Source organism: Bradyrhizobium sp. USDA 4516 (assembly GCF_054055915.1).
The window spans coordinates 804,664-820,896 of sequence record NZ_JBSRXT010000001.1; the positions used below are offsets into that span (position 1 = coordinate 804,664).

At 64.7% G+C, this 16,233-nt stretch carries 12 protein-coding genes; 6 read left to right on the top strand and 6 right to left on the bottom strand.

Going from position 1 to position 16,233, the window contains the following annotated elements:
- Positions 1-41 precede the first annotated feature (41 nt).
- Positions 42-3,515 (bottom strand): indolepyruvate ferredoxin oxidoreductase family protein, encoded by a 3,474-nt coding sequence (locus tag ACVI1L_RS03810; protein ID WP_456782321.1) that lies wholly within the window; start codon positions 3,513-3,515, stop codon positions 42-44.
- Positions 3,516-3,731: 216 nt separating this feature from the next.
- Here ACVI1L_RS03810 and ACVI1L_RS03815 point away from each other — a divergent pair, with 216 nt between their 5' ends.
- From ACVI1L_RS03815 to ACVI1L_RS03830, 4 genes are all read left to right on the top strand, one after another.
- On the top strand, positions 3,732-4,682 hold the full coding sequence (locus tag ACVI1L_RS03815) for a hypothetical protein (RefSeq protein ID WP_456782322.1): 951 nt from the start codon (positions 3,732-3,734) through the stop codon (positions 4,680-4,682).
- Between the two features lie 47 nt (positions 4,683-4,729).
- Entirely contained in the window at positions 4,730-5,284 is a 555-nt protein-coding gene (locus ACVI1L_RS03820) for a carboxymuconolactone decarboxylase family protein (RefSeq protein WP_168857209.1), read from the top strand.
- 1 nt (position 5,285) lies between these two features.
- On the top strand, positions 5,286-6,086 hold the full coding sequence (locus ACVI1L_RS03825; RefSeq protein WP_057015428.1) for an SDR family NAD(P)-dependent oxidoreductase: 801 nt from the start codon (positions 5,286-5,288) through the stop codon (positions 6,084-6,086).
- A gap of 216 nt (positions 6,087-6,302) precedes the next feature.
- Positions 6,303-6,521, top strand: coding sequence for a hypothetical protein (locus tag ACVI1L_RS03830; protein ID WP_057015429.1), 219 nt, complete (start codon positions 6,303-6,305; stop codon positions 6,519-6,521).
- 137 nt (positions 6,522-6,658) lie between these two features.
- Here the strand turns inward: ACVI1L_RS03830 and ACVI1L_RS03835 are convergent, their stop codons facing one another.
- Both ACVI1L_RS03835 and ACVI1L_RS03840 read right to left on the bottom strand, forming a co-directional pair.
- A complete protein-coding gene (locus ACVI1L_RS03835; protein WP_057015430.1) occupies positions 6,659-9,841 on the bottom strand; it encodes an efflux RND transporter permease subunit in 3,183 nt (1,060 codons plus the stop codon).
- Positions 9,842-9,864: 23 nt separating this feature from the next.
- Positions 9,865-11,109 carry an efflux RND transporter periplasmic adaptor subunit gene (locus ACVI1L_RS03840; RefSeq protein WP_456782323.1) on the bottom strand — a complete coding sequence of 415 codons (1,245 nt, stop codon included), beginning with the start codon at positions 11,107-11,109 and terminating at the stop codon, positions 9,865-9,867.
- 204 nt (positions 11,110-11,313) lie between these two features.
- Between ACVI1L_RS03840 and ACVI1L_RS03845 the strand changes: the two genes are divergently transcribed.
- Positions 11,314-11,913, top strand: a complete 600-nt coding sequence (locus ACVI1L_RS03845) for a TetR/AcrR family transcriptional regulator (RefSeq protein WP_028339538.1) — start codon at positions 11,314-11,316, stop codon at positions 11,911-11,913.
- A gap of 69 nt (positions 11,914-11,982) precedes the next feature.
- Entirely contained in the window at positions 11,983-13,710 is a 1,728-nt protein-coding gene (locus ACVI1L_RS03850) for a SulP family inorganic anion transporter (RefSeq protein WP_057015433.1), read from the top strand.
- 135 nt (positions 13,711-13,845) lie between these two features.
- Here the strand turns inward: ACVI1L_RS03850 and ACVI1L_RS03855 are convergent, their stop codons facing one another.
- From ACVI1L_RS03855 to ACVI1L_RS03865, 3 genes are read right to left on the bottom strand one after another with little or no spacing between them, the layout of a single operon-like run.
- Positions 13,846-14,457, bottom strand: a complete 612-nt coding sequence (locus tag ACVI1L_RS03855) for a pyridoxamine 5'-phosphate oxidase family protein (RefSeq protein WP_057015434.1) — start codon at positions 14,455-14,457, stop codon at positions 13,846-13,848.
- 22 nt (positions 14,458-14,479) lie between these two features.
- On the bottom strand, positions 14,480-15,073 hold the full coding sequence (gene phnN / locus ACVI1L_RS03860; protein ID WP_253624191.1) for a phosphonate metabolism protein/1,5-bisphosphokinase (PRPP-forming) PhnN: 594 nt from the start codon (positions 15,071-15,073) through the stop codon (positions 14,480-14,482).
- A complete protein-coding gene (locus ACVI1L_RS03865) occupies positions 15,070-16,224 on the bottom strand; it encodes an alpha-D-ribose 1-methylphosphonate 5-triphosphate diphosphatase (protein ID WP_456782324.1) in 1,155 nt (384 codons plus the stop codon). The genes phnN and ACVI1L_RS03865 overlap by 4 nt, the downstream gene beginning before the upstream one ends.
- Positions 16,225-16,233: the final 9 nt, after the last annotated feature.

A 16,233-nucleotide genomic window follows, 5' to 3' on the forward strand; every position in this document is an offset into this window, starting at 1 on the left:
GTTGCCGGTCAACCAGGGCGGCTGTGGAAAGTTCCCCGGCCTTACTCCGCCGCCTGCGCCAGCGGCTGGCTGATCGCGCGCTCCAGCCGAGCGCATTCGGTGCGGTAGCGGGCGACGTTGCCCTCCTTGATGTGGCCATAACCACGCACGAGCTCCGCAGCCTTCGCCAGCGCCACGAGGCGCGGCAAGTCGAGCGGCTTCTTGCCGTCGAGGTGACGCAGGACCATCGCCGAATACTCGACCGGCAATGCGCGCTCCATCTTGCGCTCGGCGGTATAGCCGAAGATGTCGAAGGCGGTGCCGCGCAGGCCCTTCAGCCTTGCGAGCATGCCGAACGCCGTGAAGATCCACGGACCGAATTCACGCTTCTGCAGCCGCCCGGTGACGAGATCGCGCTGGGCCAGCAGCGGCGGCGCCAGCAAGACCTTCAAGCCGGAATTGCCTTGGAATTGTTCCCTCAAGGCCTTGCTGAACTCGCCGTCGGAATAGAGCCGCGCGACTTCGTATTCATCCTTGTAGGCCATCAGCTTGAACAGGCCCTTTGCGAAGGCCTCCGTCAGGTCCTGCGAGCCCGGCGCGGCCGCCGCCTCGGCGGTGCGGACGCGCGCTACATCGTCGAGATAGCGCCTGGCGTAGGCCGCGTCCTGATAGTCGGTGAGGAATTTGGCGCGGAACGCGATCGCCTCATCAAGCGTCTTCTTGGCCGGCGCGGCGCCGGCGCTCTTGAAGCGTGCGGCGCTGACCACGCGTTGCAGATCATGCGCGGCGAGCCGGCCCCACAAGAACGCGGTCTTGTTCATCTCGATGGCGGCGCCGTTGAGCTCGATCGCCTTCAGGATCGCTTCCAGCGACAGCGGGATCGCGCCGCGCTGAAAGGCAAAGCCGAGCATGAAGGCGTTGGTGGCGATGCTGTCGCCCATCAGCGCGGTGGCAAGCCCGGTGGCGTCGAGGATATCGAGGTCGCCAGGCGTCACCGCGCCGTTTAGCGCATCGCGCATCGAGCTGGCTTCGAAGTCGATATCGGGATCGATCACGAAGCTCGCGGTCGGCAAGAGATCGGCGTTGACCACGGCGCGGGTGACGCCGCGCTCGGCGCGGCTCAGCGCCGGCACGCTGGTGGCGACGACGAGGTCGCAGCCGAGGATCAGGTTGGCATTGCCCGGTGCGATGCGCACCGTGGTCAGCATGTCGGAGGCGGGCGCGAGCCGGACATGGCTCATCACGGCGCCGTTCTTCTGCGACAGGCCGGTGAAGTCGAGCGTCGAACAGGCGAGCCCCTCGACATGCGCGGCCATGCCGAGCAACGCGCCGATGGTGATCACACCGGTGCCGCCGATGCCGGTGATCAGGATGTTGTAGGGATTGCTCAACGCGGCCACAGGCGGCGTCGGCAAGTCGGCGAACAACGCCTTGGGATCGGCGGCAGCGCGGTCCGCCTTGCGCAGCTTGGGGTCCTGCACCATCACAAAGCTCGGGCAAAAGCCCTCGATGCAGGAGAAATCCTTGTTGCAGTTCGACTGGTCGATGCGGCGCTTGCGGCCGAGTTCGGTCTCCAGCGGCTGCACCGAGACGCAGTTCGACGCCACCGAGCAGTCGCCGCAACCCTCGCAGACGCGCTCATTGATGAAGACGCGCTTGGCCGGATCGGGGAACAGCCCGCGCTTGCGGCGACGGCGCTTCTCGGCGGCGCAGGTCTGGTCGTAGATCAGGACGGTGAGGCCCTCGATCTCGCGCAGGATGCGCTGCACGGCATCGAGCTCGCGGCGATGATGAATGGTAGCGCCGGCCGGGAAATAATTGGCGGGATATTTGTCTGGATCGTCGGAGACGATCGCGAGCCGCTTGGTGCCCTCCGCCCAGACCTGGTGTGCGATCTGCGACACCGTAAAGCCGCCCTCGGCCGGCTGGCCGCCGGTCATCGCAACCGCATCGTTGTAGAGGATCTTGTAGGTGATGTTGACGCCGGCCGCGGCCGCTGCGCGCAGCGCCAGCAAGCCGGAATGGGTGTAGGTGCCATCGCCGAGGTTCTGGAACACATGCTGTTCGCTGGTGAACGGCGCCTGCCCGATCCAGCTCACGCCCTCCGCGCCCATATGCGAGATGGTCTGGGTGTTGCGGTTCGGCACCGACAGCGCCATGCCGTGGCAGCCGATGCCAGCCATGGCGCGGCTGCCCTCGGGGATCTTGGTCGACGAGTTGTGTGGGCAGCCCGAGCAGAAATACGGCGTGCGCTGCAGCTTCGCGGTGCCCGTGCCCTCGGCGGGGCGATCGAACGCCTCGAGTTTTGCCAAACGCTGCTCCAGCAGCGGGCTGCGGTGACCGAGCCGGCGCAGCCGCGCCACCACGGCGGCGGCGACCATGGTCGGCGTCAGCTCGCCCTCGCTCGGCAGCAAGGGAGCGCCGCTCTCGTCGCGCTTGCCGACCACCGAGGGACGCTTGGAGGCGTCCATGTTGTAGAGGATGCGGACCAGCTGGTCCTCGATGAAGCCGCGCTTCTCCTCGACGACCAGCACATCCTGCAGGCCCTCGGCGAAGGCGCGCGCGCCGCGCGCTTCGAGCGGCCAGGTCAGCGCCACCTTGTAGATGCGCAGCCCGAGCGCCTGCGCATCGGCATCGGTGATGCCGAGATCGGCGAGCGCCTGGCGCAGATCGAGATAGGCCTTGCCGGTCGCCATGATGCCGAGCCGCGCCGGCTTCGAATCCAGCACGATGCGATCGAAGCGGTTGACGCGGGCGAAGGCCGCGACCGCCTCCATCTTGGGCCCGTGCAGCCTGCGCTCGGCTTCGAGCGGCGGATCCGGCCAGCGGATCGAGAGCCCGTCCGGCGGCATCTCGAAATCGTCGGGCATGATGATCTTGATGCGATCGGGATCGCTGACGATCGAGGCCGAGCTTTCCACCGTCTCCGAGATCGCCTTGAAGCCGACCCAGCAGCCGGAATAGCGCGACAGCGCGAAGCCGAGGATGCCGAGGTCGAGATAATCCTGCAGCGTCGCCGGATTGACCACCGGCATCAGCGCCGAGGCGAACACCTGCTCGCTCTGATGCGCCAGGGTGGAGGATTGGCAGCCATGGTCGTCGCCGGCCAGCGCGATCACGCCGCCGTTCGGCGAGGTGCCGGCGGAATTGGCGTGCTTGAGCGCATCGAGCGAGCGGTCGACGCCTGGGCCCTTGCCGTACCAGATGCCGAACACGCCATCGACCTTGGCGCCGGGGAACATGCCGACCTGCTGGCTGCCCCACACCGCGGTCGCCGCCAGATCCTCGTTGAGGCCGGGGACGAAGGCGATGTCATGTTCCCTGAGGAAGGACTTCGCCCGCCACAGCGCGTGGTCGTACATGCCGAGCGGCGAGCCGCGGTAACCGGAGATGAAACCGGCGGTGTTCAGCCCCTGCGCGCGGTCGCGTTCGCGCTGCAACATGGGCAATCGGACCAGCGCCTGGGTACCGGAGAGGAAGATTCGTTTCGTATCCAACCGGTACTTGTCGTCCAGTCCAACTTCCATCAACGCCATCAGTTTCCCCGTCAGTCAGCCACGCCGGTCCGGACCGGTCTGATTATCTTCCGAAATGATCATGCATCAGCATGCACTGATTTTGTTATGCATGAACAGCCCCGTTCCATGGCCGCAGCACATATCTCATGTTGCCCAAGCGAGGCCTTGCCGTTCTGCAAGGCCTTGCCGAACCCCGGCATCTTTGAAACGGTGGCGCGCAAAGGGAGACCAAGGATGATTACAGTCGAATCCGCATTCACGACGGAAATCGTGGAGAACGGCAATCTGCTGGTGGGTCCCTGGCGCAGCCCGAAGCAGATGCTGCAGGCCCAGACCTACGACTCCCACGCCTCGATTCACGACGATGCAACCGCGCAGAAGCTCGGCTTTCGCGGCGGCACGATCGAGGGACCGACCCATTTCAGCCAGTTCGCGCCGCTGTGCGAGCGGATCTGGGGCCGCGCCTGGTTCATCACTGGCTGCCTATCCGCGCATTACCGCAACCCGGTGTTCGAAGGCGAAGAGGTGCAGGCCCAGATCGAGAAGCCGAAGCCGGGCCAGACCGTTTGCACGATCGGGATGGTCAAGCGTGACGGCACCGAGATCCTGCGCGGCACCGCCTCGATCGATGGCGACGGCAACGAGACGGCGCTCAGCCGCCGGCTCGGCGAATTGAAGCCGCTGACCGATCCCGTGATCCTCGCCGACATCAAGGTCGGCATGAAGACGCCGCGGCAGGCGATCAAGATGGATTTCGACCAGAACATGGGCGATCTCTATCCATTTTCGCTTGCCGACAAGCTCAGGGTGATCACCGAGCCGTCGGATTATTATTCGCTGGAGCACAATCCCTGGGGCCGCGCCATCATCCCGATGGAGATGCTGAGCGTGCTGTTCCAGTACCGCGCGCGCGAGGACCGGCTGCCGGTCCGCGGCCCCGCCGTCGGGCTGTTCGCCGACCAGGAGATCCGTCTTCTGCGCGGGCCGCTCTTCCCCGGCGAGACCTATTGGGTCGAGCGCGAGGTCGTGGCGCTTTCCGGCAGCAAGCGCACCGAGAGCATGTGGGTGCGCTCGACCGTGTTCGATGCCGACAACGCGGTGGTCGGAACGATGCTGCTCAACGGCGCCAGCATGAAGGATTCCTACGCCAACTACGAAAGCGAGCACAAAGCCCTCTACGGCTGAAACAACAGCCGCCTCTTCCGCAAGCCGCCGAAACAAGGACAACAACAATGGCCCGCCTGCCCTATCTCGAAGCCGATCAGGTCGCCCCCGAATATCGCGACATGCTCAAGCGCAACACCAATCTGCACAAGCTGCTGGTGAACTCGCCGGACATGGCGCGCGCCTTCAACGGCGTCGGCGGCTATATCCGCTTCAAGAGCAAGCTCGATCCGCGCTTACGCGAACTCGCGATCCTGCAGGTCGGCTGGCTCGAGCAGTCGGAATACGAATTCACCCACCATGTGAAGATCGGCAAGGAGTTTGGCGTCACCGACGAGGATATAAAGGGCCTGATCGCGGAGACCAGTGGCAAGCCGTCGAAGCTCGAGCCGCTGGCGAAAGCGATCCTCAAGGGCGCTCGCGAGATGGTCCACGAGCTCGCGATGTCGGATGCGACCTTCGCCGAGATCAAGCAACATCTCTCCGACGAGCACATGACTGACCTCGTGCTGACGATCGCGTTCTACTGCGCCGTGGTGCGGGTGCTCGCCACCATGCAGATCGACAACGAACCTTACTACAAGGAGGTACTGCAGCAGTACCCGCTACAGGGAGTGAAGTGAGATGCGCCTGCAAGATCGCGTCGCCATCGTCGTCGGTGCAGGCCAAAGCCCCGGCGAGGGCATCGGCAACGGCCGCGCCACCGCGCTGACCTTCGCGCGCGAAGGCGCCAGGGTGCTGTGCGTCGATTACAATCTGGCTTCGGCGCAGGAGACGGTCGACCTGATCGCGGCCAAGGGCGGGACTTCAGTCGCCTTCAAGGCCGACGTCACCAAAAATGCTGACATCAAGGCGATGGTGGCGGACGCACATGGCCGCTGGGGCAGTGTCGACATCCTGCACAACAATGTCGGCGTCAGCCTCTCCGGCGGCGATGCCGAACTGCTTGATATCACCGAGGAGGCGTTCGACCGCTGCGTGGCGATCAATCTGAAGAGCTGCATCCTCGCCGCCAAGCATGTGATCCCGATCATGCGCGCGCAGCAGCGCGGCTCGATCATCAACATCTCGTCGATGGCCGCGATCACGACCTATCCCTACGTCGCCTACAAGGCGACCAAGTCGGCGATGATCGCCTTCACCGAACAGCTCGCCTACCAGAATGCGCAATATGGCATTCGCGCAAACGTGATCCTGCCGGGATTGATGAACACGCCGATGGCGGTGGACACCCGCGCCCGCGAATTCAAGAAGAGCCGCGCCGAGGTCGAGGCCGAGCGCGACAGCAAGGTGCCGCTGCGTCACAAGATGGGCACCGGCTGGGACGTCGCCAATGCCGCGCTGTTTCTCGCCTCCGATGAAGCAAACTTCGTGACCGGCGTCACGTTGCCGGTCGATGGCGGCGCAAGTGTGCGGCGCGGTTAATCGAGACGATTAACCTGTGTGACAATTTGGGATTAATCACTGTGACGAAATCACGCGTTATTGCGCCGCAATGATTCGAAAAAATTGAAGTATTCCAATGACACGGCGATGTGACGACGCGTCCACATAAATCGAAATCCTGACTCGTTGTGGTCGCACGAAATTCATCTGCGCTCTGTATCTCGCACGCCAAGAACTTCTGGAGTGCCTGGACCGATGAGCGAAGAATTCGAACTCAGACCCGATCAATGGGATGCGCTGAAAGCGCTGCGGGCTCCCGCAGCAAACCCTACCCGGCTGAACCGGTTTGCCGTCGAGAGCCTGATCACGCTCGGCTATGTTGCGGTGCGCGGCGATTCGTTTGAACTGACGCCCGCGGGCCGCAAGGTGCTGGTCCGCGGTTCGTCACAATTGCTGCTCGATATCGCAGCCTGATTCTGTTCGAAGCTGACACGAACGAGAGCTTCAGTTTTGATTGAATCAAAGCTGAAGCTCTCGTTTTTTTGTCTTGCCGCGTTTTCTTCACGCGAACCGGTATCCACTTCGCTCGAAAACGCTCTGCACACGCGGCATCATGCCGCGTGTGCTTTTCCGGGGATGGTCGTCTCGCCGTGCTGCGTCAGCGGCTTCATCCCGGTGAGGCTGCGCAGCAGCACGTAGAACACCGGCGTCAGGAACAGGCCGAACACCGTGACGCCGATCATGCCGGAGAACACCGCAACGCCCATCGCGCGCCGCATCTCCGAGCCCGCGCCGGTCGACAGCACCAGCGGCAGCACGCCCATGATGAAGGCCATCGACGTCATCAGAATCGGTCGCAGCCTTAAGCGACTCGCCTCGATCGCGGCGCGGATCGGTGACCGCCCGGCGAATTCGAGCTCGCGCGCGAATTCGACGATCAGGATGGCGTTCTTGGCCGACAATCCGACCAGCACGATCAGGCCGATCTGGGTGAAGACGTTGTTGTCGCCCTTCGACAGCCAGACCCCGAACATCGCGGCCAAGAGCCCCATCGGCACGATCATGATGATCGAGAGCGGCAGCGCCAGGCTCTCATAGAGCGCGGCGAGCACCAGGAACACCAGGAGGATCGCCAGCGGAAACACCCAGATTCCGGAGTTGCCGGCGATGAACTCCTGATAGGTCAGGTCGGTCCATTCGAAAGCGAATCCGGGCGGCAGCACTTCGGCCGCGATCCGCGTCGCCGCCTCCTGGGCCTGGCCGGAGGAATAGCCCGGCGCGGCAGCCGCGTTGATGTCCGACGACAGGAAGCCGTTGTAGCGGATCGCGCGTTCCGGACCCGCGCTCTGGCGGACCTTCAGCAACGCCGACAGCGGCACCATGTCGCCCGACGACGAGCGCACCTTCAACTGCCTGATGTCGTCGGCACGCGCGCGGAACGGCGCGTCGGCCTGCACATAGACCGAGTAGGTGCGGCCGAATTTGTTGAAGTCGTTCACATAGTAGGAGCCGAGATAGATCTGCAGCGTGTTGAAGACCTCCGTGACGGGCACGCCGAGTTGCAACGCCTTGGTACGGTCGATATCGGCGAACAGCTGCGGCACGTTGACCTGGAAGCTCGAGAACACGCCGGCAATCTCCGGCGCCTTCTGCATCGCCGCCATGAACGCCTTGGTCGCGTCGTTCAGCGCTTCATAGCCGAGGCCGGCGCGGTCCTCGATCTGCAGCTTGAAGCCGCCGATGGTGCCGAGGCCGTTGACCGGCGGCGGCGGGAACATGGCGATGAAGGCATCCTGGATGCCGGCATATTTCTTGTTGAGCGCCGCCGCGATCGCCGGACCGCTGAGCGAGGGATCCTTTCGCTCGTCGAATGGCTTCAAGGTCGAGAACACGATGCCGGCGTTGGAGGAGTTGGTGAAGCCGGAGATCGACAGGCCGGGGAACGCCACCGAGCTTTCGACGCCGGGCTGGGTCAGCGCGATGTCGCTCATCTTGCGGATCACTTCCTCGGTGCGGTCGAGCGTCGCGCCATCGGGCAGGCGGGCAAAGCCGACCAGATACTGCTTGTCCTGGCCCGGCACGAATCCGCTCGGCACCTGCTTGAACAGAACGCCGGTCAGGCCGATCAGCAGCACATAGAGGCCGATCACCACGGCCTTGCCGTAGATCACCTTGGTGACGGTGCGGCCGTAGTTCTCGGAGGACTTGGTGAAGACCTTGTTGAAGCCGCGGAAGAACCAGCCAAGCGACCTTTCCATGATCCGGGTCAGCCAGTCCTTCGGCTCGTGATGTCCCTTCAGCAGCAGAGCCGACAGCGCCGGCGACAGCGTCAACGAATTGATCGCTGATATCACGGTCGAGATCGCAATCGTCAGCGCGAACTGCTTGTAGAACTGTCCGGTGAGGCCGGAGATGAAGGCGAGCGGCACGAACACCGCGATCAGGACCAGCGCGATCGCGATGATCGGGCCGGACACTTCGCGCATCGCCTGGTTGGTGGCATCGCGCGGCGACAGGCCGGATTCGATGTTGCGCTCGACGTTCTCCACCACGACGATGGCATCGTCGACCACGATGCCGATCGCCAGCACCAGGCCGAACAGGCTGAGCGCGTTGATTGAGAAGCCGAACACATGCATCACCGCGAAGGTGCCGACGATCGACACCGGGACCGCGATCAGCGGAATGATCGAGGCACGCCAGGTCTGCAGGAACAGGATCACCACCAGCACGACAAGCGCGATCGCCTCGAGCAGCGTATGGATGACAGCCTCGATCGACGAACGCACGAATTGCGTCGGATCGTAGACGATCTGGTAGGATACGCCTTCCGGCATGTTCTTCTTGATCTCGGCCATCGTGGCGCGGACATGGTCGGAGATCTCCAGCGCATTCGACCCCGGCGCCTGGAAGATCGGGATCGCGACCGCCTGCTTGTTGTCAAGCAGCGAGCGCAGGCCGTATTCGGAGGCGCCGAGCTCGACCCGCGCGACGTCGCGCAGCCGCACCACCTCGCCAGCCGAACCTGTCTTCACCACGATGTCGCCGAACTGCTCCTCGGTCGAGAGCCGTCCCTCGGCGTTGACGGAGAGCTGGAGGTCGATGCCCTTGACGCTGGGCGAGGAGCCGACCACGCCGGCGGCAGCCTCGACGTTCTGGGCCTGGATCGCGCGTACGACGTCGCTCGCGGTCAGCGAATGCTCGGCGGCTTTCTGCGGATCGACCCAGACCCGCATCGAATAGTCGCCGGCGCCATAGAGCTGGACGTCGCCGACGCCGTCGATCCGCGCCAGCCGGTCCTTGACGTTGAGTACCGCGTAGTTGCGCAGATACGTCATGTCATAGCGGTTGTTCGGCGACAGCAGATGCACGACCATGGTGAGGTCGGGCGAGCTCTTCTTGGTGATGATGCCGAGCTGGCGCACCACAGCCGGCAGGCGCGGCTCGGCCTGCTGCACGCGATTCTGCACCAGTTGGGTCGCCTTGTCGGGGTCGGTGCCGAGCCGGAACGTCACCGTCAGCGTCATCGCGCCGTCGGTGGTCGCCTGGCTCGACATGTAGAGCATGCCTTCGACGCCGTTGATCTGCTCCTCGATCGGGGTCGCGACCGTCTCGGCGATCACCTTCGGATTGGCGCCGGGATAGGTCGCGCGCACCACGACCGACGGCGGCACCACGTCGGGATATTCCGAGATCGGCATCGCCAGCAGCGAGATCAGCCCGGCCAGGAAGATCAGGATCGAAAGCACGCCGGCGAAGATCGGCCGGTCGATAAAGAATTTTGAGAGATTCATGGCTCCGCCCCCGCGTGCAGCGCCTAGCGCTGCACGACGTGCTGGTTGGTTTCAGTGGATGCCTGCTTCATGCCGCGCGCGCCCATTTCGGCGACTTCCATCTTCAGGAGCGCGCCGGGACGCACGCGCTGCAGGCCGTTGACGACGATGCGGTCGCCGGATTTCAGGCCGGCGGTGACGATCCGCAGGCCATCGACCGAGCCGCCAAGCGTGATGGAACGATAGACGGCGCGGCTGTCGTCGCCGACAAGCATCACGAACTTCTTGTCCTGGTCGGTGCCGACGGCGCGCTCGTCGATCAGCACTAGCGTCTGCTGCTTGGGCTGGCCCATGCGCACACGGGCGAATTGCCCCGGGATCAATCGGCCGTCATCGTTCTTGAACACGGCGCGGACTCGGATGGTGCCGCTCTGCCCGTTGACCTGGTTGTCGATGAGCTGGATGTGCCCCTTGGCGCTGAGGCCGCCCGACGTCACCATGTCGACCGGAATCTGGTCGAGATTGCCGCGCTTGCCGGAGGCATCCGCGATCGAGTTCAGCGCGCGCAGCACCGCTTCCTCATCGGCATCGAAGCTCGCATAGATCGGATTGACCGAGACCAGCGAGGTCAGGACCGGTGACGAGGTGCCGGCGGCGACGAGATTGCCGACGGTGACCTCGATCCTGCCGACCCGGCCGTCGACCGGCGCCCGCACCTCGGTGTAGTCGAGATTGAGTTTGGCCGTCTGCAGCGCGGCCTCGGCGGCCTTGACGTTGGCGACTGCCTCGCGATTGGCATTGTCGCGCTGGTCGAAATCGCGCCTGGTCACGATGTTGTTGCCAACCAGCTGCGCGCCGCGCTCGACTTCGCTCGTGGTGAACACGACGCGGGCCTTGGCGGCCTCGAGCTGCGCCTGGGCGCGATCGACCTCGGCGGCGTAGGGCGCGGGGTCGATCTTGAACAGGATGTCGCCGGACTTCACCAGCGCGCCCTCGGTGAAGTTGGTCGAAAGGATCGCGCCCGCCACCCGCGGCCGGAGCTGAACCCGGTCGACGGCTTCGAGCCGGCCCGAGAAGTCATCGAACAGCGTGGTCGGCCGCGGCTGGATCACGGCAACGGTGACCGGGACCGCCGGCTCGGGGGCCGCGGCAGTCGCGGTCGCCTGTGCGGCATGGAAATAGTGGCCGGTCGCGATCGAACCGGCCACCGCGAGGGCGCCAAGGATCACGATACCGCCGACGACACGTCGGAAGCGGCCGGAACGGGGATTTTGGATTGACGAGGGCATTCACGCGCTCCAGATATCTGTAGTGTTCGCTACAGATGTGGAGCTGGACGCCGGTTCGCAAGATACTTATGTATCAAGCACTATGAATTTCTTATCTCATTCATGGGGAAATGGGAAGTCGCGGAAAAACATCACGTGCAACAAGAGGATAAGCCAGGGACAATCCGTCATAGAAACGGCACCCGGCTTACGGAGCAACGAAAAATGGGAATGGGACGCCCCCGCGCTTTCGACGCGGACGCCGCTTTGGACCAGGCCATGGACGTGTTCTGGCGCCACGGTTACGAGGGCGCGACGATCGCCCAGCTCACCGAGGCGATGAATATCAATCCGCCCAGCCTCTACGCCGCCTTTGGCAGCAAGGAGGGCCTGCTGAAGGCCGCGCTCGACCGCTACACCGAGAAGCGCGACGCCTGGATGGAAAAGGTTTTGGGCGCCGCCACCGCCCGAGAGGTGGCCGAACGATTTCTCATGGAGCACGCGGACGCCCAGACCGATCCCGCCAACCCGCCCGGCTGCCTGCTGGTGCAGGGCGGCCTTGCCTGCGGTACCGGCTCGGAGAATGTTCCATTTGAACTGGCAGCGCGCCGCACCCGAACCGAGGACCAGTTGCACGAACGTTTTGTCCGCGCGAAGGCCGAACGCGACCTGGGCGAAAGCGCCGATCCGGCCACCCTTGCCCGCTATCTCTCCGCGGTGACATCAGGCATGTGCGTGATGGCTTCCTCGGGCGCCGACCGCAACGCGCTGCGCGAGATTGCAGCGGTGTCGCTGAAGGCGTTTGATGAGCAGGCGAAGGGTTAAAGCGGTTGAAGGGGTAGAGCGGTTCACGTCAAGCGCCTGCGGCCCCAACGACGTTGGGAGTGACCGGCGATGAAGCATTGGACCGGCTGGCTGCCGGGTCTCACCACGCTGCGTCGATATCAAGCGGCGTGGCTCCCACACGACATCGTCGCCGGGCTGGTGCTCGCGACCATGCTGGTCCCGGTCGGCATCGCCTATGCGGAGGCGTCCGGCCTGCCCGGCATCTACGGGCTCTATGCGACGATCATCCCGCTGCTCGTCTACGCGCTGTTCGGGCCGAGCCGCATCCTTGTCCTTGGGCCGGACTCGGCGCTTGCGGCCATCATCCTCGGCGTCGTCGCTCCGCTGTCTGGCGGCGATCCGATGCGTGCGGCAACCCTGGCCGCCATGATGGCGGTGGTCTCCGGGACGATATGCATCGTCGCGGGTATCGCGCGGCTGGGATTCCTGACCGAGCTTCTCTCCAAGCCGATCCGCTACGGCTACATGAACGGCATTGCCCTGACCGTGCTGATCAGCCAGCTGCCAAAGCTGTTCGGCTTTTCCATTGAAGGCGATGGACCTCTGCGCAGCCTCTGGGCGGTCATCGGAGCAATCGTCGACGGAAAGACGAATTGGGCGACCCTCGGGATCGGCCTTGCGACGCTGGCGGTGATCCTGCTGCTAGCCCGGAACAAGCGGTTGCCCGGCATTCTCATTGCCGTCGTCGCCGCGACGGTCGTCACCGGGGTTCTCGATCTCGGGGCCCGCTTCGGCGTGACGGTCCTGGGTTCGCTTCCCCAGGGCTTGCCGGGATTTGCCATTCCCCGGATCGGCTATGGCGACATCGTGCAGGTGCTGATCGGCGGCTGCGCCGTCGCGCTGGTGTCGTTCGCCGATACCAGCGTCCTGTCGCGCGCCTATGCAGGACGATTGGGCGATCGCGTTGATCCCAACCAGGAGATGGTGGGGCTCGGCGCGGCCAATCTGGCGGCCGGCTTCTTTCAGGGTTTTCCGATCAGCAGCAGCGGATCGCGAACGCCCGTTGCGGAAGCTGCCGGAGCGCGCACGCAATTGACCAGCGTCATCGGCGCGCTGGCCATCGCCTTCCTGCTGCTGATAGCGCCGAATTTGCTGCAGCACTTGCCCAACGCAGCATTGGCGGCCGTCGTCATCGCCGCTGCGCTCGGCCTGTTTGAGATCGGCGACCTCAGGCGAATCTACCGCATTCAGCAGTGGGAGTTTTGGCTATCGATGGTCTGCTTTGTCGGCGTGGCCGTGCTGGGCGTGATCCCCGGAATAGGCCTCGCCATCGTGCTCGCGATCGTCGAATTCCTGTGGGACGGCTGGCGGCCGCATTCCGCCGTGCTGGGCCGCGCCTCCGGCGTGAAGGGCTATCACGACATCACGCGATACCCGGACGCGCGCCAGATCCCCGGCTTGGTGCTGTTCCGGTGGGATGCGCCGCTGTTCTTTGCCAATGCCGAGTTCTTCAAGGAACGCGCGCTGGATGCCGTGGCGAAATCCCCGACGCCGGTGCGCTGGCTGGTGGTCACGGCCGAGCCGGTCACCAGCGTGGACGTGACCGCCGGCGACATTCTCGCCGAGCTCGACGAGGCATTGCATGCACAGAAGATCGAGCTGTGCTTTGCCGAGCTCAAGGATCCCGTCAAGGACAAGCTGAAGAAATTCGGCCTGCTGGCGCAACTTGGCGAAAACAACTTCTTCCCGACCATCGGCGTCGCCGTTGCGCGCTACCTCGAGATCAATGCTGACGTGACCTGGGAGGACTGGGAAGACCGCGCCGCCGAGGCCTAAAGCGCGATGGGTTCAATCGTCAGCGCGCTATAGCGCTTTTGTTTGAGCATGATCTCCGCGCAAACGCTTCGCGTTTGTCGCAGGGAAAACCGCTTCGCACTTTTCCGGATCATGCTTCCCAACCGTCCGGGCGCATCACCACATCGTCTGTCGCGCGCGCTCCGGCCATTCCCGATCGTATTTTTCGCCGCCGACCGTGTGCTCGCTCATCTCGGCGAGGATCTGGCCCGGCGTCGGCAAGACCTTCGGATCGACCCGCTTGTCCGGATTCCAGAGATCGGAGCGCACGATCGCGCGCGCACACTGGAAATAGATCTCCTCCACATGCATTACGATCACCGTGCGCGGTGCCTTGCCTTCCATCATGAAGGAGGCGAGCAGCTCCGGTTCGGCCGTGACATAAGCGCGGCCGTTGACGCGCAGCGTGCTGCCTGAGCCCGGAATCAGGAACAGCAAGCCGACGCGGGGATCGCGAACGATGTTGCGCAGCGAATCGCAGCGATTGTTGCCGCGGCGATCCGGCATCATCAGCGTCTTCGCATCATGGATGCGCACGAAGCCCGGCAGGTCGCCGCGCGGCGAGCAATCGAGCCCTTCGGGGCCTGCGGTCGCAAGCGACACGAACGGCGACTTCTCGATGAGCACACGATAGAGCGGCGTCACGTGATCGGCGACCTTCACGGTCGACGCGTCGTTCGGGAAGCCGTAGATCGCCTCAAGCTGCTCGACCGTTTCGATCACCGACATTCGTGCCGTTCTCCTATGGTTGCTAGTCGTCCCAGCGTTCGCCCTTGATGATGCGGACAAGCTGTCGCGCATGATAGTCGGCGGTGCCGGAATTGACGATGGTGAAATCGGGCGTCGACGTGCTCTCGTCGACGGTGCGGGCCAGCCGCCGCTCGAGAAGGCCGTCGCTGCTGCGCGCCCGCATCGCGAGCCGCGCGGCCAGCACATCCGGCGGCGCCGTGACCAGCACCACGACAGCATTGGCATAGTTGCGGCGCGCCGCGGCGATCACGGTGCGCGAGACGTTCGCGATCACGGTGCGCCCGGCGCCGATATCGTCGTTGATCGACCGCGACAGCGCGTAGCGATGGCCGTGCGCTTCCCAGTGCATGGCGTAGTCGCCGGCGGCTACCGCGCGCTGGAAGCTCTCCGCGCTGACCTCCTCATTGTCCTCCGACGCCGAGGCCTGGCGGGTGATCAGTCGACGGGGAAACACGACATCGCGATCATCGCCACAGGCCGCCTTGGCGAACCCCAGCAGCGTATCCTTGCCGGCGCCGCTCGGGCCGACCACCAGGATCAGCCGGCCGGGACCGATTCCGGCGCGCCGGTCGGCGACGACGGATGCATCGGTCATGCGACCCTCCCTCCCCCGCGCCAGACGCTGCGCACGACAGGCAGATCGCGCGCAACGTGCACGCGGATCAGGTCGGCGCGCCGGCCGACCGCGATCTCGCCGCGGTCGGTGAGCCCGACCGCTTCGGCCGGCGTCTTGGTCACGGTGCGCACGGCGGAAGCGAGATCGATCGCCGGCACATGCCGCGGCAGCTGCAGCGCCGCCATCAAAAGGCTGGACGGGATGTAGTCCGACGACAGGATATCGAGCATGCCCTCATTGGCGAGATCGACGGCCGCGATGTTGCCGGAGTGCGAGCCGCCGCGCACCACATTCGGCGCGCCCATCAGGATGTCGATGCCGGCGGCGTGCAAGCCTCGCGCGGCTTCCATCGTGGTCGGGAACTCTGCCACCGCGACCTTGTCGTTGACGGCGTCGACCACGTTCTCATCCGTGGTGTCGTCATGGCTCGCCAGCGGGATCCGGTATTCATGCGCCAGCGCGACGATCGCGCGGGTGTTCGCCACCGCATATTCCTTCTGATAGGCGAAGCGCCGTGCGAACAGCACGTCGAGCTGGGCGTCGGTCATACCGCCGCCCTTGCCGCGATAGTAGTCGCGCAGCTTGACCTCGTCGCGGAACTGGCGCTGGCCCGGCGTGTGGTCCATCAGCGACATCAGCCGCACGTCCGGCCGGTCGATCAGCTCCTTGGCCTCGGCGACCACGTCCGGCATCGGGACCTCGCAGCGCAGATGTAGGAAGTGATCGGCGCGCAGCAGATTCTCCTCGCGCGCCGCCGCGATCGCCGCCGCCAGCACGCCGGCGCGGCCGTCGACATCCTCGGCGCCGTCCTCGCGCCAGACCCGCAGCGAATCCAGCACCGTGGTGATGCCTGAGGTCGCGAGCTGCCCGTCATAGGAGATCACGGCCGCGACCGGATTCCAGAACACCTTCGGCCGCGGCACATAGTGCATCTCGAGATGGTCGGTGTGCAGCTCGATCAGCCCGGGCATCAGGAGATCGCCGCCGGCATCCTCGGCGGCCTCGGGCGCCCTGCCCTCGTCGAACTCGGCGATCTTGCCATCAGCAATCGCGACCCAGCCCTGCTCGATCACGCGATCGGCGAGGACCAGCCGGGCGTTGCCGATGATAGTGTCTTGCTTGGCGGTCATTTCAAACGG